Origin of the sequence: Escherichia sp. HH091_1A, from assembly GCF_030295175.1 — a bacterium.
Taxonomy (GTDB): domain Bacteria; phylum Pseudomonadota; class Gammaproteobacteria; order Enterobacterales; family Enterobacteriaceae; genus Escherichia; species Escherichia coli_F.
Window position 1 is genome coordinate 5,268,866 of the sequence record NZ_AP025747.1, and the last position, 22,272, is coordinate 5,291,137.

Here is a 22,272-nt window from a genome sequence, read left to right on the forward strand (position 1 = left end):
GGCGATGAAAGAGATCCTCACTGAAGACCGTCGTCTGGTGTTGCTGCGTTCCCTGCTGGACTGTGGCGACAGCGCGAATGAATCCGTGTTGCAGACCTGCCTTCAGGCCTACGGTCATAAGGTATCCCGTGATGTGGTGCGCACCCAGCTTGCATGGCTTCGCGAGCAGGGGCTGGTTCGTCTGTCTGATGTGGGCGGCTGTTACGTGGCTGAAATCACCGGCAGCGGCGAGGATGTGGCAAACGGTCTGTCCGGTGTGCCGGGCGTTAAAAAACCCCGTGCGAGAGGCTGAGCATGCCCCGAAAACTGAAGCCGTTAAGCCGCGGAGAACGTGCCGTCATATGGCGGCTTGCGCACTGCCTTGTGCTGGCGGATATCGAACAAAACGCTATTGCCCGTGCATACGAACAACAGACCGGAAAGCCCTGGAGCCCGGATGCACCGGACAGCCCCATGAGACGCTTTCTGCGGTCATCACCGGCATGTGCGCGGCTGTGGAAGCTGCTGGGTAAGGATATCCGCTCCGTTCGCGAAGAAATATACGCCGGTCTGAAAACACCGGGAACTGAAGACGGGGGCCGTCGTGAACCGTAAAAAGAATCCGATAAGTAAAGCGTCCCGTGATGAACTCCGCCGTCTGGCGCACAACCTGACATGGCGGGAAATCCAGAGCGGCGCGCTGAAATCTGCATACGAAAGTTTACAGCGTAGTGAGCAACAGGAGGGCAAACATGGAAAATGAACAACGCCCCACCCGTGGCCGTCTTTCCAAAGTGGATTTACTCCCGGACAGCATCCGGGAGCAGTTGCATCAGATGCTGCGGGAAAAGCGGCACACGCAGGAAGAAATCCGCGAAGCCATCAACGCCCTGATTGACGAACACAACCTGCCGGAAGAGATGCAGTTAAGCCGGACGGGTTTAAACCGTTATGCCAGCCGCATGGAAAAAGTCGGGGCCAAAATCCGCGCCTCCCGCGAAATGGCCGAAGTCTGGGCGGCAAAGCTGGGTTCCGCGCCAACATCAGACGTCGGCAGGCTGCTGATGGAGTTTGTAAAAACGCTGGCCTTTGAAACGTCCATGTCGATGGCAGAAGACGACAAACCTGTAGCACCAAAGGCGCTGGGGCAACTGGCGCTGGTTGCCCAGCGTCTGGAAGCGGCAGCCATGACCAGCCATAAACGCGAGAAAGCGATCCGTGATGCGTTTGCACAGGAGATGGCTGAGAAAACCGAAGAGCTGGTCAGAACGGGTGGTCTGTCAGGCGGTGCGGCTGACACCATCAAACGAGACATTCTGGGGATTAGCGCATGACACAGATGAACACGTTCAGTGAATCCGATGTTCTGCTGCCGTATCAGAAACGCTGGGTGGCGGATGATTCAAAACTGAAAATCGCCGAAAAATCCCGCCGTACCGGTTTAACCTGGGCGGAAGCGGCAGATGCAGCACTGACCGCATCACTGAAGAAGGAAAACGGCGGGTGCGATCACTTTTATATCGGTTCGAATAAGGAGATGGCCCGCGAATTTATCGACGCCGTGGCGATGTGGGCGAAAGCGTTTAATGCGGCAGCGGAAGAAATCCGCGAGGAAGTGATCACCGACGAAGACAAGGACATTCTGACGTTCGTCGTGTACTTCGCCAGCGGTTTTAAGGTCAAGGCGCTGTCCAGCAATCCGGGCAACATTCGCGGGATGCAGGGGAATGTCACCATCGACGAAGCGGCGTTTCATGAAAAACTGGATGAGGTACTCAAGGCGGTCACACCACTGACCACGTGGGGCGGTAAGGTTCGCCTTATCTCCACCCATGACGGCGTGGACAACCCGTTTAACCAGCTGATTCAGGAGAGCCGCGCAGGCAAAAAAGATTACCGTATTCACACCATCACGCTGGATGACGCCTGCAGTGACGGGCTGTACCGGCGGATCTGTCAGGTACGCGGCATGGAGTGGTCACCGGAGGCCGAGGCGGAATGGAAAGAAGGCCTGCTGCGAAATACCGCCACTCGCGAAGACGCCCTGGAGGAATATTACTGCGTCCCGAAAAACGGCGGCGGCACGTATATCCCCCGCTCAATGCGTGAACGTGCAGCCCGTGGCACCGGAAAAGTGTTGCGCTTTACCGGCACACCGGAATTTAACGCACTGACGGAAAGCCAGCGCCGGGCAGATATCCGGGAATGGCTGGAAACGGTGGTGCGCCCTGAACTGGAAAAACTCCCACAGAACCTGCGCCACTGTCTGGGGGAAGACTTTGCGCGTTCGGGTGACCTGACTGTGCTGGCCCCGGTGACGGTGAACGACGACACCACCCGCGAGGTGCCGTTCCTGGTTGAGCTTGCCAATGTGCCGTTTAAACAGCAGGAGCAGGTACTGTTCTGGCTTTGCGATCGTCTGCCCCGTCGTGACGGCATCAAAATGGATGCGCGGGGGAATGGTCAGTATCTGGCAGAACAGGCGGCGGAGCGGTACGGCGACGAGGTGGAACAGGTGATGCTGTCCGTGGCGTTTTACCGTGAAAACATGCCCCGTTTCCGTGCGGCGTTTGAAGATGATGAGCTGATCCTTCCGAAGCATGAAGACGTGATCAATGACCTCGGGGCCATTCAGTTACTGCGTGGCGTTCCCGGCATTGATGATTCACGAACCAGAGGCAGCGACGGTCACAAACGTCACGGCGACGCCGCTGTGGCCATTTTCCTGGGCTTCCTTGCCAGTAAAGATGACTGCCACCGTTACGAACTGCACCGTCTGAACCGCCCGGCGAAACCGGAAGAACGCAACGCGCGCCGCCAGATGAAGCTGACGCGCGGCCTGAAAAATGAGGGAGGTTTACTGTGAACCTGAAACAACAGGCCGGGGCCGCACGCCGTCTGCTGAACCCGGCAACCGGTGAGGAAGACACGCTGAAAAAAGAGGCGCTCAATGAAGCACAGGCCCGTCCGCGTCAGGCTGGCGTGCGTCCGGCCTCGCCGGGCATCAGCATCGCTTCCGGGCTGAATCCCGGCAGGCTGGCAGGCATTCTGCGCAATGCCGCCAACGGTATCACGCGTGATTTTTTTATCCTTGCCGAAGAGATGGAAGAACGCGATTTGCATTACGCCTCGGTGCTGCGCACCCGCAAGCTGACGGTGGCAGGTATCGAACCGGTGGTGGTGGCTGCCAGTGATGACGATGCCGACGTGCAGCTGGCGGATGCCATACGTGCGCTGATGGAAGCCCCGCAAATCCCCGAGCTGATGTTTGATTTGCTCGACGGGCTGGGAAAAGGCGTGGCGGTCTGTGAAATTTTGTGGAACACCTGCAACAACCACTGGGTGCCCCGTGATTATGAGTGGGTTGATCCCCGTTTTCTGAAAGCCGAAAAGCCCACGCTGCGCCGGTTCCGCCTGCTGACTGACGATGAACCGGTGGATGGCGTACCGCTGACACCGGGAAAATTCATTGTTCACCAGCCGCGTCTGAAATCCGGTCTGCCGCTGCGTAACGGTCTGGCCCGTCTGGTGGCAGTAATGTACATGCTGAAATCCTATACCGTGCGCGACTGGTGGGCGTTCGCAGAAAAATTCGGCATTCCGGTCACGGTGGGGAAATACGGCCCCAACGCCACGGAAGAACAAATCCGTGTGCTGATTGACGCGATTGCGTCCATTGCCTCGGATGCCGGGTGTGCCATTCCGCAGTCCATGCAACTGGAGATGCAGGAAACCGCCAGCCGGAATAACGGCGGCGCGCTGTTCCGTGAAATGGCTGAATGGTGCGATGCGCAAATCAGTAAAGCCGTACTGGGGCAGACCATGACCACAGATAACGGCAGTTCGCGTTCACAGGCGGACGTGCACAATCAGGTGTGAACCGCCCCGGAAATCCTGGAGACTAAACTCCCTGAGAAAGAGGTAAACAGGATGACTAAAAATACTCGTTTTTCCCCCGAAGTCCGTCAGCGGGCGATTCGTATGGTTCTGGAAAGTCAGGATGAATATGACTCACAGTGGGCGGCAATTTGTTCCATTGCCCCAAAGATTGGCTGTACGCCGGAGACTCTGCGTGTCTGGGTTCGCCAGCATGAGCGGGATACCGGGGGCGGTGATGGTGGGCTCACCAGCGCTGAACGTCAGCGTCTGAAAGAGCTGGAACGTGAAAATCGTGAACTGCGCCGCAGTAACGATATCCTTCGCCAGGCTTCCGCTTATTTTGCGAAGGCGGAGTTCGACCGCCTCTGGAAAAAATGATGCCACTGCTGGATAAGCTGCGTGAGCAGTACGGGGTCGGACCGGTATGCAGCGAACTGCATATTGCCCCGTCAACGTATTACCATTGTCAGCAACAGCGACATCATCCGGATAAACGCAGTGCCCGTGCGCAGCACGATGACTGGCTGAAGAGAGAGATACAGCGCGTATACGATGAAAATCATCAGGTGTACGGTGTGCGTAAAGTCTGGCGTCAGTTGTTACGGGAAGGAATCAGGGTGGCCAGATGTACAGTGGCGCGCCTCATGGCGGTTATGGGACTTGCCGGTGTTCTCCGGGGTAAAAAGGTCCGCACTACCGTCAGCCGGAAAACCGTTGCCACAGGTGACCGCGTAAACCGTCAGTTCGTGGCAGAACGTCCTGACCAGCTGTGGGTGGCTGATTTTACTTACGTCAGCACATGGCAGGGCTTCGTCTATGTGGCGTTTATCATTGATGTGTTTGCCGGATACATCGTGGGGTGGCGGGTCTCATCGTCTATGGAAACGACATTCGTGCTGGATGCGCTGGAGCAGGCGTTGTGGGCCCGTCGTCCGTCTGGCACCATCCATCACAGCGATAAAGGCTCTCAGTATGTGTCACTGGCCTATACGGAGCGACTAAAAGAAGCCGGATTACTGGCATCAACAGGGAGTACAGGCGACTCGTATGACAACGCGATGGCTGAGAGCATCAATGGTCTTTACAAAGCGGAGGTAATACACCGTAAGAGCTGGAAAAACCGTGCAGAAGTGGAACTGGCCACACTAACGTGGGTGGACTGGTATAACAATCGACGATTGCTGGGAAGGCTGGGCCATACTCCTCCGGCAGAAGCAGAAAAAGCTTATTATGCTTCCATCGGAAACAATGATCTGGCAGCCTGAGTTCACAGATAAAACACTCTCCAGGAAACCCGGGGCGGTTCAAATCGGTGCGAGCGGTGTCACTACTTAGCGTGAAGTTCCCTGTCATAGATGCTGGCAAGGTAAATTTCACATCCTCATCCGGTAGTGAGTGTCCATAAACATCTTTCACACTGGCAGTCAGGGTAACGGTATCTGTATTGTTAGCAATCGTACTGCCCGATCCGGCATTCAAAATAATTACCGATTGTTCCCTGTTTGGGACCACGGTAACCGTAACCGACTGGTGAATATTTTTATCCGCCTCAAGCGAGGCATCGACGGTATAGTTACCTGCTTTTGAACTGGTCAGGTGCACCCGCGCAATCCCGGACTGGTCAGTTGTGGCGGTCGTGTTGTCCAGTTGCGAGTCAGTTGGTGCCACAAAATTCACTTTCATATCTTTTAACGGGTTGTTATGAAAGTCTGTGACGGTGGCGGTCAGGGTACTACCCTGGCTATTACCAGCACTAATGGTATCTGGAGCGGCAACCAGTTGTTTGAGTTTTGGCGTATTCGAATCGCTAACAAATTTCGCAGTTACCCGTTGAGTAGAACCATTTGGCAGCGTAGCGCTAATCGTATTTTCTTCCGCAACCTGACTTATCATGTTGATTGTGGCAACACCATGTGCATCAGTATTTTGTTGCGTCGGTTCTACAAATTCCGCGCTTCCTTTCTCATTCTTAAAGGTGACCTGATGATTTCTCAGGGGATTATCACTCTCATCAGTGACGTTAATAGTGATGGTATTAAACGTCTTTTTATCGGCGTAAACGTCATTATTCGTTGCGGATAATGTAGCGACGTGAGCCTTATTCTGGTTTGCTTCGATATTATAAATATGCGATTGCAGAGGAGTATTCCAGTTGTGAAGGCTAAGTTGTGCCCTCAGGGCTGCTCCTTGCTTATGGGCCGGATAATTCGCTGCATAAACGCCCGGATGCTCTTCGTGCCAGACAACCGTGGCGCCTGGTTTGCTGTTCTCGACAGTGACGGCTTTTACCAACGCGTCTTCTTGATATTCAACCGGTTTATTGTTGTCGTCTTTCAGTTCTACCCTGACTTTGATGTCGTCTCCGGCATAATACAATATGTTATCTATGGATATTGAAGAATGGTCGCGGGATGAGACAACAGGGACGATATTAACGACGATGGATTCTTTTACCGCACTCTCACCGTTAAGTTGCGGTGTCAGTGTTACTGAACCTGAAGTCGTTCCTGCAGTCAGCATCTGTGTGTAGCTACCATCCCCGTTATCTGTCCAGTCAGACAGCGTGATATCCTGAACACCTTCACTGCGGGTTTGCAGTGCCAGCCCCGGAACCGGAGTTCCGTCGGAATCGTGCGCAGTCACAGTCAATGTGGTAGTCGATTTTTTATCTGCTGCCAGGGTTAGCGGATTAACGGATAACAGAGAATCTTTCTGGCTTAATGTCGGAGCCTGGATGACGACCATGCTTTGCTCACGATGTGACAGATTACCTTTTACATCCTCAGCGGTAACGTCTATCGGCCACGTATTATCGGTTTCCGGGGTGTTAGTGAAGCGGTAACCAGGCAGCGTGACCGTGATATCTTTTCCGGAAGTGCTGACTTTTCCTCCAGCAGATTCCAGCGCAGCAGCGTCGATTTTATAGCCTTTCAGGGCATATTTGGTCTGTAGCGAGGAAACCAGCGATTTTATTTCTCCCGATTTCCCTTTCACTGGGTCCAGCAGACTCAGGCGGATAAGCTCTTTCTTGCGGTATTCCAGAACGATGTTGTTGTTGCGATCAATCAGGTCATAACGACTACCGGCCAGACTGCGCCGTCCGGCCACTTCGTCCGGGTTAAGCTGTTTCTGCATTGAGCTGCTGGGTTGCCAGGTCAGATCAACGGCAAACCGTGAGTCATTTTCACCTTGTTTCCCCTGACGCTGCTCTGCACTGAGAGTCAGAAGCGGGAAGGGGGTATAGTTGAGGCCTGCGGTAATAGCATGGGGATTACTTTGACGATCATTCTTGTCAAACAGCGCCACTTCATCGCCATAGTATTGTTCATAGACCAGTTTTCCACCCAGATGCGGCCAGGCAGGTAACCAGCCTTCTGCGCGTAAATCCCAGCCGTTAGCCGGGCGGGCTTCGTAGTCATTATTCAATTCTGGTGCGCTACGCCAGCCGGTCAGGCCGATATAAGCATTGCTGCTCAACTTCAGATAGTCACGCCAGTATTCTGCGCCAAGTCCCGCGCGGGAGTGATAGCGGCTCAGGTCGTGATCAAAAAACAGGTTGATGCCTGACATCCAACTGGGGGTGAAGTAACGCCAGCCTAAACCGGTGTTGATCTGGGTGCGATCGTCCGTTCGATGAAGGGTATGCTGGCTGAAGAGCAGATAATCGGGTGTGTCATACCATGGATGCAGGAAGTCGAATTCCGAATTTTTCAGGCTAAAATCTTCATCCACGCCCAGAGAGATTTTCGCGGTGCCAAAGTTATTTAACCAATCAGTCATCGTGCCAGAGGCTTCTGAAGACGCCCAACCACGCGCCATGCTGCTTGCCTGCTCACTATTCATACCTTGTGAAAGCAGAGTGCCAACTCGCTGTGAAGTACTGGCTATTTGATTCTCCAGTGTGTTTTCGGCATTCGCCGGTGATACGGCATTTTGTAGCTCATGACTTCTCTGCGAGGTTGTTGCCGGAACATCCAGTTCTTCACCCTGACGCACGTTATCAAAGCCGCGAGCAAAAGTACGAAACTGATTAAGACGACGAAGCTCTTCCAGTGAAATACCGAACCGGTCAGCAACACTTTGCGCTGATTCCAGCGCGCCAAGCGTGTAAGGTACGGTTTTATTTTCTGTAAGAGGGGGAGGAGATGAAACTGTCATCTGGGGTTTAGCGTGTACCACATTTTGTGCCGTCGCGATGACGGGGAAAAAAATTTGTGTGAATAAACAAACTCCGGCGGCCAGGCGGCGTATTTTGTCACCCAGACCGCATAAAGAGTTTTGATCATTATTTTTTATTTGCTGCGCATTTGTCGAAGCCATAGTGACCTTCCGTGAAAAAACAGAATTAAACGTGTTTTTTCTAGCACGGAGGTATAAAACGATCCTGACTATAATATGACCAGAAATAATGAATTAGTCGTAAATTTGCTAAACCATGAATAATAGTGGCGGTGGCTGAGCACCGCCAAAGAACAAGGGTGTTTTAGTTATTTTACGTGCTGTACTGAAAAGTTAAATTCATTAAATCAACTAAGAGTAATTCGTATGTATTTTGAATATTTGCATCCCGCAGATTAACGCTGCGATAAATAGCGCAGCTGCGCCGCAGAGCGTGGCACTGGCGAGCGCCGACGTTCCGTTGCCGAGCATGCTGGTCAGCACCGGGCCAAGAATTTGCCCTATACCATAAATAAGTGTCACAAAGCCCAAAAGATTAAGATTTCCCGGCACGCTAAGCTGGCGGGCGATGGTCATCACCAACGAGGTAGTCCCCATAAAGGTGCCGCCAAAACCAATACTGCTGATGATGAGTAATAAAGGAGAGCTACTGGCGAGGGTTAACAGCACGCAGACAGCCTGCACCAGCAAATTTGCGGTCAGGCAAGGTAATGCTCCCCACCGTTTGGCTGCCCATAGCCAGCCAAAGCAACCTGGGACAATTGACAAGCCAACCAGTGTCCAGAGGTGAGCCGTCAGCACAGGCTGGCCCGCGTCTTTCGCCATGAGCGGCAGGTACGTGGCGACGATGATATAACCAAAACCCGCCAGACCATACAGAATCGCCAGTAACCACCAGCTCATGGGTTGTCGGGCAATTTTTGCCAATGGTGCTGGTGCGATAATATGTTTCTTCGACGGAATGAGCAGCGCCAGAACAAGCAATATTATGGCAGAAAGTGCCCCGGCACCTTGCCACAACGTTTGTGAAGAGAGGGAAAAATGCAGGCCTGCCAGTACATATTCATTACCCAGAGCAATACCGACGCCAACGCCAGAAAATAGCGCCGCAAGAACAAAGGGATGGCGGGTGTGTTGCATGATAAGCGTCGAGCCGAAAATCAACATCCCGGCGCTGGCGACCCCTGCCAGAAAGCGAATGATGAAAACCAGAAGAAACGGCGGCAACCACGCCATCGCGAGGATTAATAATCCGGTTGCGAGGGCGGAAGTTAACAGGAATGGGCGCAGGCGTGAGGGCAAATGAAACGCGCCGAATGAAAACAGCAGGCTCCCCGCCAGATACCCGGCATAGTTACCACTGGCGATCCACGAGAGTTCGCTAAAGGAAAACTCGCCTTCCGCCAGCATGACTGGCAGCATCGGCGTATAGAGAAAGCGGCCTAAACCCATACCTAGGGTCAGAACCAGCATCCCGAATAACGCGGTGCTGAAAGAAAAACGTTCTACGGGATGCGATGTCGAATTCATGTTCTGCCTGATTTGTATTAATTGAGTTAACAATTTAATAACAAAAAAGCGAGCCTGCCAGACTGTTATTGTGATTTTGTCGACGTAAAGCGATAAAAAAGATTGGGTTCGCCAACGATATAGATGTTGCCACTGGCATCCATCGCTATCCCTTCCGCCTGCTTGATGTTATGTGAAAGGCCATAGTTGCCTTTGGTTAACGACATTTCGCCGATAACGTCACCTGTCACGGTCACTTCCTGCAGGGCGCGTGACTCATGTGACAACACCAGTAGCGTATTTTTCTGTGGGTTAAATTCCGCACCAGAAACATCATCCAAAGTAAACTGACGCTGCAATGCTTTATCTTTACTGATATGCAACTCATCGCTACGCAATAGCCCGGTTACTTTGTAGACCTCTATCGGATTTTTCTCTTTAAAAAACCAGAAGGTATGGTCCTGAGAGGAATAAGCCAGCCCTTCAAAGCCACAGTTGGTTGGCGTTTCCTGCAATGGGATTTTTATTTTTTTGAGGATGCTCACTTCCGAATCAGCGTTAAGTGAAATCACATAAATGGCATAATCACGTTCATCACTGATGACAAATTTATTATCACCAATGTATTCAATCGTCTCGAGATCCTTAACGAAATCGAGCGGAATGGTGCGGATCAGATCGCCCTCGGTCGTCATTTCAACGATGGTTGCAGGTTTGTTGATAGTGCTAAACAAAGTATTGCTCTGCGCAGACCAGGTCAGTGAGGAGATATTTTTAGTTACTCCTGTAATCTCTTTACCATCGATAGTGGCCTGATAATTCTGAAACCCTGCGACATGCTGGCTTTTACGGACGCAGGATTGCACAAAAAACAGGCTTACCGCCACGATGGCGCAAAGAAAAACGATAAAGGTGATGCGCTTTTTCAACTTGTTGCTCCTTATTATTGCTTTTTTCTCGTCAAATTCAGTGCGACAGATAAGGAGTATACGGATGAAGCTTAATGAATTCTTAACGCGGGGCGATGAAATAGTAAACGCCGCAGGGGAGTTGCGGCGTTTGTCTTTGGATGGCAGAACATTTTCAGCTTACGTTGGCTGACAAATGCGCCTCATCCATGAATGATAGATGAGGCGGTTAACAATTTATATCCTCTGCCATACTCACTCTGTTTGGGTGATTATTGAACTATTCGTCAACTATATACGTTGGCTGATAAGACGTTAAACCCGGAATGGAAAAACTGCTATTCACTTCTTTCTTTAAACGGGCTTGATTAAAACTGTTACTGTCCTGTTGCTCGGTACTGTTCTTGGCTTTTTTATCGATATTATCATTGTAAAGATATGCACTCTTAAGAGAAACATTATTCACTTTGGCATTGAAAAAACAGGCATTTTTAAAAATCGTATCTATAAATATCGTATTGAACAACCATGCATGGTTAAATAGAATATTAGAACCTTCTGTACCAGTGAAATTAGTATTGTTAAATGTTGCAGCAGAAAAGTTTGTATTAAACAGTTTGCATTTTGTTAAATTAGCGTTTGTAAAATTGGTAAACATGCAGACAGTATCAGTAAGATCATATTCTGAAAGATCTTTATCCGATAGATCGGAATAATTTAGTATTGCTCCAGTAAGAATTACTTTAGGTGTACCAGGTATTCGAGGTGTTGCAGGTATTTTAGGTGCTCCAGGTATTTCAGGTATTTTAGAAGTATCAGATGTTGCAGATGTTGCAGATGTTGCAGATGTTGCAGATGTTGCAGATGTTGCAGATGTTTCATATAGAATGACTGATGTGAAATCTATGTGTTCAAGATAAGCCTTACTAAGGTCACTTCCAGTAAAATTAACGCCAGTGAGAACTTTTCCGCTGAAGTTACAGTTTCGTAGATTTGCGTTTTTGAAATTTACATAAGTCAAGTGGCGAACTTTACGAAAATCATTATTTTCTAATGTGGCATTTTCGAATTTTGCATTACGCAGATCACAATCTGTAAAATCCACGCCTTCACAGATCGTACCGGAGAAATCCGCTTTTCTAAGAATGCTGCCATTAAAATTGACATTCCTTAGAGCCATTTTAGACAAGTCTATGCCGGTTAAATCCATTCCCGCTAAATTCAACCCTTTGATACACCGTTGACCCGTTGAATCTTTAGGAATAGCAGTGCTAATAGTATTGATAACAACATCACCTATCGTGAAGGTCATTGTAATTTCTGCGTCAGAGATAGAGAGTTTTCGCGTAAGGCGTTCACTCTTATCTCCAGTGATACTCTTCTGAGCAACGTAAAAGCGCTCGCATGTATGACAAAATCTTTTCCAGCTCTCATTTGGTGTCAGATTATTGTCCGGGAGGAAGTTAGCAATGCTATAAAGATCGTTCAGAACGCTATTTCTTATTTCAGGAGAGGCGCACTCTATAATTTCAGAGGTGGATATTGTATTTTTTATTTTATCTCTATTATCCGTGAGATTTCGTGATCCTGATATATTTGGCTGCTGGTGATTTTCTCTGTAGTATTGCAGCACATTTTCCCATTGTAAGTTTGTCAACGAGATAGTTTCAGTCTCGTTATTATTATCCCGTATGGTTAATTGACTTTCTACTGGGTCAAAAGAAATCATGAAGTTATTCAGATGTCGATATTGATGAGTGGCATCTAATTTCACTTCAAATGAATTTGAACTTTTGCAGGCATGTGTTAAAAACTTATCAAAGGGAAGGTATTGCTCTTTTTCTACGTGCTGTGGGTCATTTCGCAAAACAGAGAAAATGCTCTCTTTCAAATTGTTCTTGTCAATATAGATTGGTAGTTGCGCTTTTTGTTCCATTATTTTAATAAACTGCTGCAGTTGCTCGGTTTTAACATTGCAACTATGACTTATATCTTTGTGGTAAACAGTTAATACGCTTTCATTATCATCTTGTCGATTAAATATTATTTTTAGATCGTTAATTTCAAACTCATTTAAACCATTTCTTTTGGTTTTGGCGATGATTTGTTCTGTTGTTGATGAATATCGATTTAAGGTTAATTCGAGATTGTCGGGATTAGAGATAAGGTGAATAAAAACATTCAGTACACGCTTAATAAAACCATCATTCAAATGATTTATATCATAATTAATTTGTTTTTGTATGGTTTCAATTTCCGTGTTAATGTCAAATGGTTGGTTGCTTTTTTTATGGCAAGGTTTTAGTCCCGAATACATGTCGAGTGTTGGAAGAATATCGCCGTATATGTTAAATGTGGAGCCCATATTTTTATCCTTGAATTGTGAAATATTCTTCTAAATCTAAAATAATCAGGGGGTGTGGGTAAAGATAAGCTTCACACTGAAACTTATCTTTATCATTACCACACCCGGTAATCATTTTATTGCTCTATGTATAATTATGGGTTTAAGTATAATACAATGTATATTGTATTTTAGACGCGCAATAGCAAGGTGCTATCAAAAATCGCTCATTTTGTGGATGGGAAATATTTCACAGCAGGCGAGATATTTAATACAACTTCCTTCATGCAGGATTATGTGCAGCCAAATATCCGGGCGTTATATTTAAAGATCTTATTGCCTGGTTGACGCTTCTGAATCGTAATGCACCACGCACTGCCAGTTGCTGCCCTGTTGGCAATATATCGCTTCGGTCTGCCCAGGGATCACCCATTGTATTTCCTCGCCGGGCAGACAGGTCAGCCAAATGCATAACCCGCAGCCGCCGCGTAAATCACGGGGAATATCGCTGACGCGAAAAGTCATGCCCGCTGCCTGCAACGCCTTGCGGGTTTGTATGACGCCGACCGTGGAGTGAAATAAAAATAAAAACTCTTTCATCGGCGTTTTCTCACTCGTTGACCAATTACCGCTGCGCCAATTGCGCCAGCAAATTGCGCATCAGGATGGGTATTTACCGGCATTCCCAGGTGAGTTTCCAACATCCGGGCAAACGTCTGGCAATGACTAACGCCACCAGTAAACAGAATCGGCGCTTCACAGGAGAGACGAGCAATGAAATTGGCACTCCGCCGCGCCATCGCGTTAATCACTCCAGCGAGAATCGCTTCTGGCGCGACGCCCGCTGAGCGCAGGCTGATCACTTCTGATTCGGCAAACACCGTACACATACTCGTGATGGCGTGCGGCGTGACATTTTCGGTAATGCTGTCGAGTTGCTCGACGCTGGTGCCAAGCGTGCGCGAGATCACCTCCAGGAAACGCCCGGTGCCCGCCGCGCATTTGTCATTCATCAGGAAATCGCACAGGTTACCGTCGTCATCAAGCTGAATCACTTTGCTGTCCTGACCACCGATGTCGATTACCCCGCGCGTTGCTGGCGCAAGAAACCGTGCGCCCAGCCCGTGACAGGAGATTTCCGTCACCTGTTTATCGGCAAAATCCACCAGTTGCCGCCCGTAGCCGGTGAGCGTCAGAAACGGCGTTGTTTCTAACCCTTCGCGCAGAGTTTCCCAGGCTTCAGTAATTGCTGTTGCCGGGCGAAAGGGTGTTGGAACGAGGAAACGGCGCGTAATCACGCCGTCTGCCAGTAAGATCCCTTTGGTGGCGGTTGAGCCGGAATCAATGCCAATCGAATATGCCACTGCCACTCCTTACAGCATCTCAATAAAGGCCGCGACACGGGTGCTGAGCTGCCCGACATCTGAGGTGGAGTAGTCTGTTTCAATAGCGATATAAGGAATGTTGTGCTGCTGACGCACATGACGTTTAATCGCCAGCGATTCCACCGCATAGGTATGGCACGCCTGCAAAATCACATCAACTACGCCATCGACCTGATATTCTTCCACCATCTGGCTGAGCATTTTCAGGCGCTGATCGTTCGGCGAAACACAGGAGCAGCCAATCGCCAGATATTTATCCGCCAGCGCGTCGTAGACATCGCCCGTTTCTGCCACGCATTGCTCGGTCGCTTTCGCCCCGGTGCAGTTTTCATAACCGACAATCCAGCCGCCATTCTCTTCAATCGCGCGCACCACTTTCTCTGCTGCGCCGCCAATTGGGCAGCCGGTGATTAAAATGCGTGGACGCGGGTCCAGTCGCTGGCCTTCTTCCCACTGCTGACGAACGCGGGCGGTCATTGCATCCAGTTCGTCAACCAACGCCTCTTTATCGAACCGGAAGGTTGCGCCGTAGACCACTTTCAGAATGTCGCTGCCGCTAAGCGCTGGGGGATTTAACTGCCCAAGATGATAAAAATTGGCCAGTGCGCGACGTTCGCGGTTTTTCAACGCAATGGCGTCGCGCAGAGCATCTTCGCTAATCTCGTGTCCAAAACGTTCCTCTACCGCTTTTTGTAAGCGCAGCATCTCAGCTTTCCATAATGCACGCGAGGCATCGTCCTTAACGCTGTTGGGCAATTGCATCACATGAACAGGCTTAAACTCTGCCATGTATTCATACATTTTCTTTTTGCCGTCGCAGGTGGTTTCACCGACCACCAGATCAGAAAAGTAGAAGTAGGGGCATTTATCGGTTTTGCCGAAGCCATAGCTGCTTTTAATCAGCGGGCAGAGGTTGCGCGGCAGATCTTTCTCGGCTTCTTCAATGGTTTCATCAGAGGTGGAACAGAGCGAAACCACAACCGCGCCGGCTGCCATCGGGATCTCTTGCGGCATAAAGGTGCAGTAGGTGCCAACCAGCGGAATGCCGCGCTCCTTGAGATCCATGACGGTGAGAAAGCCTTTCTGGCGAGCTTCAGAGAACTGAGCGAAAATGGCGGGTAGATCGGTGACAAGTGACATGATTTTCCTTCCCCGTACCACGGGAGATAATGAAAAGAGGCCACATTATTACCATTCTTTTAGTGTGGTTTATTTGATCTCTCTCGCGGTTAGCCACTTAGTTTTTCATGGATTTCTAAAAATTGCCGAGGGGAAACAAGGCCGGGAGCTGCGACAGCAAATACAAAATTAGCCCAATACAACCGCCAACTAGCGTACCGTTGACACGGATAAACTGCAGATCTTTGCCGATATTTAACTCGATTTGCCGCGACATATCCCTGGCATCCCAGCTTTTTACCGTATCGCTGATATGGCGCGTCAGGAATGCGGAAAACTCAGGCGCAACGCGGTGCGCGGCTTGTTCCAGATGACCATTTAACGACGCCCGCAAGGCATCATCGGCAATTAACGTTTCGCCAAACCATTGACCCGCTCGTGCGATACGTTCTTTCACACGAGAATCTTCACTGTTGATATCCGCTTTCAGCCATTCCCGTAAATCCCCCCACAATTCACTGAGATAGCGGTTAAAAGCTTCATCTTCTTTCAGATAGCTTTTTACGGCATCGGCTCGCGCTGCCATTTCCGGATCGTTTTTCAGCTTGTCGATCAGGGCGAAGGTGGCGCGATCAAACGCATGGCGGATCTGATGCGCACGATCGCGACTAATATCATCAAGCAAAGAATTCACCGCGTCAGAAACTAACTCCGCGCTATGTTCGCCCAGCCATTCAGTGGGCAAAATTTTGGCTTTTAGCGGATGCTCGCTCTCCAGCCAGCGAACAATTTGCTGGGCGATAAACTTGCGCGATTTATCGCGCTGAAGCAGGGCGATCAACTGTGCGATCAGCGTATCCAGCAGCACCTGATGGCGATCGTTTTTGGTCATACTCTCCAGCATCAACGCACTGGTGCCGGAGAGATCGACCTTATCAATCGCCCGATGGACTGCGCGCTTAAGCAGGCGCTGAATGCGCGCATCATCGGTCAGTTCAAGAAAACCGCTCATGATCTGCAACAGATGCTGACCAACGCGGCGGGCGTTTTCCGGCTGACTAAACCAGTTGCCAATCAACAACGCCGGTTCGTGACGTCGAATCAATGCCACCAGCGACTGGGTATCGAGAAATTTTTCCTGCACGAACTGGCCGAGATTTTCACCAATCCTGTCTTTATTACGCGGGATAATCGCCGTATGACGAGAAATGATCGGAATCGGCACGCGGCGAAATAGCGCCACCACCGCAAACCAGTCAGCCAGCGCGCCGACCATCGCCGCTTCAGCAATCGCCTTCACGCCGCTCACCCAAAAATTGGGCGGCAAAAACAGCGTAACGACAAAGGTAGCAGCGGCGATAAGCAGTAAAGAGAGCGCCAACCTTTTGGCGCGTCTGAGTTCGATGAGTTTATTCATAACGTTAAGAATAGAGCCTGACGGCAGGATCGCGCAAAAATCACCGCTCCTCCACCAGCTCGGCAGCCTGATGTTGGCGCACGCGATTGAGCAATCCCGCCAGGGTGAAAACGACGATAACGCCCGCCACAACGGCTAACAGATGAAACGGCAAGCGACCGCCGTTAAACCACAGCCAGCGGCCGATTTCGACCGAGACCGACATCACCATCAGGATCACCATATTTAGCGATGCGGAGACGGTCCCTTTCGGTAAGTTATTGGAAAACAGCGTAAAGCGGAATAAGGTCGGGAAAATCAAACCAATCCCGAAAGCATACAGACTGGTGCCCAGCACCGACCACAGCCAGACGTGCGGCGACAGCAGATTGCCGATAATCAACAGCGAGAGGCCGACCAGTTGAATGGGTACGGCACGCCAGATAAACCGCGGTTCGGTCGGATCTTTAACGAAACGCGCCACGATGGCATTCGCAACAATCACCGCGCCGAACACCGGAACCTGTGTCCAGGCGAACTGCGTAGTTGTTAAGCCGCCTGCGTCAATCAGGATCACCGGCGAGACAGCCACCCAGCTCATCATCGGGATATAGCTTAAAGAGATGGTTGCTGCGCCAAAGAGGAACAGACGGTTGCAAAAGACATTACGAAAATCGCGTAATACGCTTTTGGCGCTAAACGGAACCGCGCCGCGCTTCACTGTCTCTGGCATCGCCAGCAGTAAGCCAACAAATGAGATAAAACCCATAACCGCAATGATGGCAAAAAGGACTTTCCAGTGCATAAAGTGCATCAGAGCTGCGCCGGAAAGCGGGCCGATAATCGGCGCAATCAGTACGATGGAGGTGATAATCGCCATCAACTTGATCCCTTTTGTCTGTCCGAACGCCTCCTGCACCGTGACATAACCAACGGTGGCAATAAAACAGATACTGGTGCCCTGAATTGCACGCGCGATAAGAAACTGTGTCATAGACGTTGTGAACATTGTCGCGGCGCAGGCAAGGGTAAAAATTAGCGCCCCGGTAATCAGCACCGGCCTGCGGCCAATTCTGTCGGAGAGCGGCCCCAGCAGCCACTGTAACGCCATACCGCCAGCGAGATAGAGACTGACGGCAGCCGGGGCCAGACTGACATCGGCGTTAAAATCACGGACCACATTAATGATCCCAGGCTGGATCAGATCCGTCGACAGATACGCGGCAAAGTCATACAAAATCAACGCCATCGGGAAAAACAGCGTGGCGGCATGGCGGGCAAAAAAACGTGGCATAACAAACAACTCCTTGTCCGGAGAACCTCAACGGGGAAAACGAAATTCAATACCGTCGGTAATGACGAAAGGCAGGTGAGAAGGGCAACGAGACTGCAAATGTACTGAATTTCATGTAATCAACCACACTGCCTGTGAACACACAGACAGAGAAATACTTTCTGACTTCGGGTCAGAATGTATAACGATTACAAATAGTCATCAGCACATTACACCTCTTTAATTGATGGGTTGCATAGAAAATATACACCTTAAGTGTAATTAAAATTTGCGGTTAATCAAAAGAGCGCGGTGGGAAGGGGAATATCTGCCGGGTACAGGACATGTAAAACGCGAGCTTGTTTCCGGAAAAATGTATCGTTTGCAGAAGAATAAAAATAGCCTGGAAAGCGCCTCGGGGAATGGGAAATTGCCGGGTGAGAGTGGTTTTGTTAGCCGCTAAAGTCAGACCATCTTATCTACAGGTGACGGATCGCCATGACAAACTTCACGACCAGTACGCCGCATGATGCATTATTTAAAACCTTTCTCACGCACCCTGACACTGCGCGGGATTTTATGGAGATTCACTTACCTAAAGATTTACGTGAACTGTGCGATCTCGACACCTTAAAACTGGAATCCGCCAGCTTTGTCGATGAAAAATTGCGGGCGCTACACTCCGATATTTTATGGTCGGTAAAGACCCGCGAAGGCGATGGCTATATCTATGTGGTGATTGAACATCAGAGCCGCGAGGATATTCACATGGCTTTTCGCCTGATGCGCTATTCCATGGCGGTGATGCAGCGCCATATCGAACATGATAAACGCCGACCGCTACCGCTGGTCATCCCGATGCTGTTTTATCACGGTAGCCGTAGTCCTTATCCCTGGTCTTTGTGCTGGCTGGACGAATTTGCCGACCCGACTATCGCACGGAAGCTTTATACCGCCGCGTTCCCGCTGGTGGATATCACTGTCGTGCCAGACGACGAGATTGTGCAACACCGCAGAGTCGCCCTGTTGGAGTTGATCCAAAAGCATATTCGCCAGCGCGATCTAATGGGGCTTATTGATCAACTGGCAGTATTACTGGTTACAGGGTGCGCTAATGACAGCCAGATAACTGCGCTGTTAAATTACATTTTACTGACTGGCGATGAAGCGCGTTTTAAGGCGTTTATCAGCGAACTTACCAGGCGAATGCCACAACACAGGGAGCGAATAATGACAATTGCAGAGCGAATTTATAATGATGGATGGCTGTTGGGGAGGGAGAAAGGGAAAGAAGAAGGGGAACAACGCCTCCTTAGATTGTTGTTGCAGAATGGGGCAGATCCTGAATGGATACAAAAGATTACCGGACTTTCGGCGGAGCAAATGCAGGCATTAGATCAGCCCTTGCCTGAAAGCAAGCGTGATCCATGGATCGAGTACTAATCAGAGACTGATGACAAACGCAAAGCAGCCTGATGTGCTACGCTTATCAGACCTACATTTTCTCTACAATCTATTGAATTTGCGCGGTTTGTAGGCAGGATAAGGCGTTCACGCCGCATCCGGCATGAACAAAGCGTAGTTTGCCTAATTCAGGCTGGAACGTGGCGATGACCCAGCAAAGATAAAACGAGTCACAGGTTATTCATGAGAGGAAATCAGGCGCTTCGCCGCTATTTCGAATTTATTCCATTGCCCGATACACGGCCTCGCCAATTTGCTTCAGTGCTTCGCGATAGGTTTCGCTGAGCGGCAAAGCGCAGTTGATGCGCAGACAATTACGGTATTTGCCGGAAGCCGAGAAAATCGAGCCTGCCGCCACCTGGATTTTCATGCGGTATAGCTGCCGCGCAACGCAAACCATATCGACCTGTTCAGGCAATTCTATCCACAGTAAAAATCCGCCTTTCGGGCGCGTAATACAGATTTCGCAGGGAAAATATTCCCGTATCCAGCAGGTATAAAGCGCCAAATTGCGCTGATAATTCTGCCGCATCCGCCGGATATGGCGATGATAATGACCTTCCAGCACAAACGTTGCCGCCGCCATTTGCGTGGACGGCACATTAAAGCTGCTGATGGCGTATTTCATATGCATCAGTTTATCGTGATAACGCCCCGGTGCGACCCAACCCACGCGCAGGCCTGGTGCAATACTTTTACTGAACGAACTGCACAACAGCACTCGCCCGTCGATATCCCAGGAATGAATGGTCCGCGGGCGCGGATACTCCGTTGCCAGTTCGCCATAGACATCATCTTCAAAAATCACAATATCATGACGCTGAGCGAGAGAGAGAACGGCCCGTTTGCGCGCGTCCGGCATAATAAATCCCAGCGGATTATTACAGTTTGGCACCAGAATGATGCCTTTAATTGGCCACTGTTCCAGCGCCAGTTCCAGCGCTTCAACGCTGATGCCTGTTTCTGGATCGGTTGGGATTTCAATCACTTTCACGCCCATGCCGCGCAGCATCTGCATCGAACCGTAATAACAGGGGGATTCGACCGCGACAATATCGCCCGGTTTACACACCGCCATTAACGCCAGCGACATCGAGTTATGGCAGCCGCTGGTAATAATGATGTCATCGGCGGTGACTACCGAGCCGCTGTCGAGCATCAGGCGGGCAATCTGCTCTCGCAATACTCGCTGACCGGCTAACAAGTCATAACCGAGAACGGTTTGCAGATTATGCTGCACCACCCGGCTTAGCTCCCGCCACAGCGGTTTCAAGCTGGGCGTTTCGACATCCGGCGTGCTTTTGCTTAACGGAACAATGGAACTGTCGCTATGCGCCTCTAGCATATCCAGCACCTGATCCCACTGGGTAATTTCCACCGGGCGCTGCACCGGACGCGTCATCGGCGGTACTGGCGGCTGGGCTTTACGTTGTGCGACAAAATAACCCGAACGCGGCTGCGGAGTGATGAGCTTCATCGTCTCCAGCGTCTGATACGCCTGCTGCACGGTGCTGATACTGACGCCGTGCTCCTGACTTAAGCTGCGCACCGACGGCAATTTCTCCCCGTGACGATACAGCCCTTGCTCAATCCGTTCGGCAAGCAGAGTCGCCAGATGTTGATAACGCGTCATGCTGTACTCCTTATTTGGACCATACAGAGAGAAAAACCGGTACAGATGAGGCTAAAAAACCGGATGCAGATGCTGTTTTAACCTGTCTGTATGTTAAATAAAACTAATATTTGCATCTGTATTGTGAACTGCCAGAAGGCGGATGATGAAGCCTCTGAAAGATGAGGAGGCAGCAGATGGAATTTCACGAAAACAGAGCTAAAGCGCCGTTTATCGGCCTGGTGCAACTCTGGCAGGCGGTGAGGCGTTGGCGGCGGCAAATGCAGACCCGACGCGTGTTACAGCAGATGAGTGATGAGCGGTTGAGGGATATTGGGTTACGCAGGGAGGATGTGGAGTGAGGGGGCAATTCATCGCGGATAAACCGGATTTCGCTATAACCTTCACAAGGAAGTGGTTATTATTGCGTCATTATTGCTTCACGGAAGGACGCCAGGATGAAAGCCACAGAGGCTCGCCTACTCGATTTTTTAAAACGTTCGCAGCAGTTTGTTATTCCCATTTATCAACGGACTTATTCATGGACCGGGCAACAATGTCGGCAACTTTGGGACGACATCATTCGTGCCGGAAAGCGTGACGATATATCAGCGCATTTTATCGGTTCGGTTGTTTATATTGAGCAGGGGTTGTATCAGGTTTCTGGTATTTCTCCGTTACTGGTCATTGATGGTCAACAAAGGCTGACGACCGCAATGTTGCTGATTGAGGCTTTATCGCGTCATCTTGGCGAAGACGAAGTTTTTGATGGCTTTTCAGCAATGAAATTGCGTAATTATTATTTACTCAATCCTTATGAGTCCGGCGAGAAAGGATTTAAATTACTGCTGACCGAGACTGATAAAGACAGTTTGCTGGCGTTAATAAAACAAAGACCGATGCCAGAAAACTATTCCCATCGAATAATGGAAAACTTTACTTTCTTTGATGAACAAATTGCCAAACTCGGGGATGACTTGATTCCCTTATGTCGTGGGTTAGCAAAGTTATTAATTGTCGATGTGGCACTTAATCGTGGCCAGGATAATCCGCAACTGATTTTTGAAAGTATGAACTCCACCGGTAAGGCGTTAAGTCAGGCCGATCTGGTGCGCAATTTTATCCTGATGGGCCTCGAACCAGAGCATCAAACCCGGTTGTATGAAGATCACTGGCGTCCAATGGAAGTCGCTTTTGGTCAGCAAGGTTACAGCGAATATTTTGA

The 22,272-nt window shown here is 50.1% G+C and carries 18 protein-coding genes, 2 pseudogenes and 1 other annotated feature; of the genes and pseudogenes, 10 read left to right on the forward strand and 10 right to left on the reverse strand.

The annotated features are described in order from the left end of the window. Positions 1–4: 4 nt before the first annotated feature. The 7 genes from QUF14_RS26045 (at position 5) to QUF14_RS26075 (ending at position 5,123) form a co-directional block, all read left to right on the forward strand. Complete coding sequence (locus QUF14_RS26045) at positions 5–292, forward strand: VpaChn25_0724 family phage protein (protein WP_047084883.1); 288 nt, start codon at positions 5–7, stop codon at positions 290–292. 2 nt (positions 293–294) lie between these two features. Continuing rightward, positions 295–594: a hypothetical protein gene (locus QUF14_RS26050; RefSeq protein WP_100733907.1), complete on the forward strand. Its 300-nt coding sequence runs from the start codon at positions 295–297 to the stop codon at positions 592–594. Then, on the forward strand, positions 584–742 hold the full coding sequence (locus tag QUF14_RS26055) for a hypothetical protein (RefSeq protein WP_170981737.1): 159 nt from the start codon (positions 584–586) through the stop codon (positions 740–742). The genes QUF14_RS26050 and QUF14_RS26055 overlap by 11 nt, the downstream gene beginning before the upstream one ends. Then, complete coding sequence (locus QUF14_RS26060) at positions 732–1,313, forward strand: DUF3486 family protein (protein ID WP_047084866.1); 582 nt, start codon at positions 732–734, stop codon at positions 1,311–1,313. Before QUF14_RS26055 ends, QUF14_RS26060 begins: the two co-directional genes overlap by 11 nt. Then, the gene (locus QUF14_RS26065) at positions 1,310–2,845 is read left to right on the forward strand and encodes a terminase large subunit domain-containing protein (RefSeq protein ID WP_047084867.1); all 1,536 of its coding nucleotides are present in this window, start codon (positions 1,310–1,312) and stop codon (positions 2,843–2,845) included. The genes QUF14_RS26060 and QUF14_RS26065 overlap by 4 nt, the downstream gene beginning before the upstream one ends. Further along, on the forward strand, positions 2,842–3,858 hold the full coding sequence (locus QUF14_RS26070; protein WP_249822558.1) for a phage portal protein family protein: 1,017 nt from the start codon (positions 2,842–2,844) through the stop codon (positions 3,856–3,858). Before QUF14_RS26065 ends, QUF14_RS26070 begins: the two co-directional genes overlap by 4 nt. Before the next feature lie 51 nt (positions 3,859–3,909). Further along, a protein-coding gene (locus tag QUF14_RS26075; protein ID WP_371829233.1) for an IS3 family transposase occupies positions 3,910–5,123 on the forward strand; the annotation gives its coding sequence in 2 pieces (ribosomal slippage) (positions 3,910–4,198 and positions 4,198–5,123; 1,215 coding nt in all). After that, positions 4,191–4,307, forward strand: a sequence feature (AL1L pseudoknot). It overlaps the preceding gene by 117 nt. Positions 5,124–5,160: 37 nt before the next feature. Here the strand turns inward: QUF14_RS26075 and QUF14_RS26080 are convergent. From QUF14_RS26080 to mdtM, 9 genes and pseudogenes are all read right to left on the reverse strand, one after another. Next, positions 5,161–8,178 (reverse strand): annotated as a pseudogene (locus tag QUF14_RS26080) (inverse autotransporter beta domain-containing protein); the annotation flags it as partial. A 210-nt stretch (positions 8,179–8,388) separates the two neighbouring features. After that, positions 8,389–9,567, reverse strand: a complete 1,179-nt coding sequence (locus QUF14_RS26085; RefSeq protein ID WP_001089438.1) for an MFS transporter — start codon at positions 9,565–9,567, stop codon at positions 8,389–8,391. Between the two features lie 65 nt (positions 9,568–9,632). Continuing rightward, on the reverse strand, positions 9,633–10,475 hold the full coding sequence (locus tag QUF14_RS26090; RefSeq protein ID WP_001355119.1) for an SdiA-regulated domain-containing protein: 843 nt from the start codon (positions 10,473–10,475) through the stop codon (positions 9,633–9,635). Between the two features lie 259 nt (positions 10,476–10,734). Then, positions 10,735–12,819: a pentapeptide repeat-containing protein gene (locus QUF14_RS26095; protein WP_286333171.1), complete on the reverse strand. Its 2,085-nt coding sequence runs from the start codon at positions 12,817–12,819 to the stop codon at positions 10,735–10,737. A gap of 312 nt (positions 12,820–13,131) precedes the next feature. Further along, positions 13,132–13,398, reverse strand: coding sequence for a putative Se/S carrier protein (locus QUF14_RS26100; protein ID WP_000657672.1), 267 nt, complete (start codon positions 13,396–13,398; stop codon positions 13,132–13,134). Continuing rightward, positions 13,395–14,162, reverse strand: a complete 768-nt coding sequence (gene yjiL, locus QUF14_RS26105; RefSeq protein WP_088144641.1) for a putative 2-hydroxyacyl-CoA dehydratase activator YjiL — start codon at positions 14,160–14,162, stop codon at positions 13,395–13,397. Before yjiL ends, QUF14_RS26100 begins: the two co-directional genes overlap by 4 nt. Positions 14,163–14,171: 9 nt before the next feature. After that, the gene (locus QUF14_RS26110; RefSeq protein WP_100733728.1) at positions 14,172–15,323 is read right to left on the reverse strand and encodes a double-cubane-cluster-containing anaerobic reductase; all 1,152 of its coding nucleotides are present in this window, start codon (positions 15,321–15,323) and stop codon (positions 14,172–14,174) included. Between the two features lie 115 nt (positions 15,324–15,438). Next, entirely contained in the window at positions 15,439–16,719 is a 1,281-nt protein-coding gene (locus QUF14_RS26115; protein WP_001037416.1) for a DUF445 domain-containing protein, read from the reverse strand. A gap of 40 nt (positions 16,720–16,759) precedes the next feature. Then, on the reverse strand, positions 16,760–17,992 hold the full coding sequence (gene mdtM / locus QUF14_RS26120; RefSeq protein ID WP_001136997.1) for a multidrug efflux MFS transporter MdtM: 1,233 nt from the start codon (positions 17,990–17,992) through the stop codon (positions 16,760–16,762). Between the two features lie 477 nt (positions 17,993–18,469). On the opposite strand from mdtM, the gene QUF14_RS26125 reads away from it, so the two are divergent. Next, complete coding sequence (locus tag QUF14_RS26125; protein WP_000181206.1) at positions 18,470–19,414, forward strand: Rpn family recombination-promoting nuclease/putative transposase; 945 nt, start codon at positions 18,470–18,472, stop codon at positions 19,412–19,414. Positions 19,415–19,655: 241 nt separating this feature from the next. Here QUF14_RS26125 and QUF14_RS26130 read toward each other — a convergent pair whose 3' ends face one another. After that, positions 19,656–21,068 (reverse strand): aminotransferase-like domain-containing protein, encoded by a 1,413-nt coding sequence (locus tag QUF14_RS26130; RefSeq protein WP_000199312.1) that lies wholly within the window; start codon positions 21,066–21,068, stop codon positions 19,656–19,658. A 176-nt stretch (positions 21,069–21,244) separates the two neighbouring features. Here QUF14_RS26130 and QUF14_RS26135 point away from each other — a divergent pair, with 176 nt between their 5' ends. Next, the gene (locus QUF14_RS26135) at positions 21,245–21,409 is read left to right on the forward strand and encodes a DUF1127 domain-containing protein (protein WP_000394281.1); all 165 of its coding nucleotides are present in this window, start codon (positions 21,245–21,247) and stop codon (positions 21,407–21,409) included. A gap of 96 nt (positions 21,410–21,505) precedes the next feature. Further along, positions 21,506–22,159: pseudogene (locus QUF14_RS26140) on the forward strand (DUF262 domain-containing protein); the annotation flags it as partial. Between the last annotated feature and the right edge of the window lie 113 nt (positions 22,160–22,272).

Coding starts and splice junctions, on each gene's coding strand:
- QUF14_RS26085 (WP_001089438.1), bottom strand. CDS start 9,567: ATGAATTCGACATCGCATCCCGTAGAACGTTTTTCTTTCAGCACCGCG.
- QUF14_RS26135 (WP_000394281.1), top strand. CDS start 21,245: ATGGAATTTCACGAAAACAGAGCTAAAGCGCCGTTTATCGGCCTGGTG.
- QUF14_RS26060 (WP_047084866.1), top strand. CDS start 732: ATGGAAAATGAACAACGCCCCACCCGTGGCCGTCTTTCCAAAGTGGAT.
- QUF14_RS26050 (WP_100733907.1), top strand. CDS start 295: ATGCCCCGAAAACTGAAGCCGTTAAGCCGCGGAGAACGTGCCGTCATA.
- QUF14_RS26045 (WP_047084883.1), top strand. CDS start 5: ATGAAAGAGATCCTCACTGAAGACCGTCGTCTGGTGTTGCTGCGTTCC.
- QUF14_RS26065 (WP_047084867.1), top strand. CDS start 1,310: ATGACACAGATGAACACGTTCAGTGAATCCGATGTTCTGCTGCCGTAT.
- QUF14_RS26125 (WP_000181206.1), top strand. CDS start 18,470: ATGACAAACTTCACGACCAGTACGCCGCATGATGCATTATTTAAAACC.
- QUF14_RS26110 (WP_100733728.1), bottom strand. CDS start 15,323: ATGTCACTTGTCACCGATCTACCCGCCATTTTCGCTCAGTTCTCTGAA.
- QUF14_RS26100 (WP_000657672.1), bottom strand. CDS start 13,398: ATGAAAGAGTTTTTATTTTTATTTCACTCCACGGTCGGCGTCATACAA.
- QUF14_RS26130 (WP_000199312.1), bottom strand. CDS start 21,068: ATGACGCGTTATCAACATCTGGCGACTCTGCTTGCCGAACGGATTGAG.
- QUF14_RS26115 (WP_001037416.1), bottom strand. CDS start 16,719: ATGAATAAACTCATCGAACTCAGACGCGCCAAAAGGTTGGCGCTCTCT.
- QUF14_RS26095 (WP_286333171.1), bottom strand. CDS start 12,819: ATGGGCTCCACATTTAACATATACGGCGATATTCTTCCAACACTCGAC.
- mdtM (WP_001136997.1), bottom strand. CDS start 17,992: ATGCCACGTTTTTTTGCCCGCCATGCCGCCACGCTGTTTTTCCCGATG.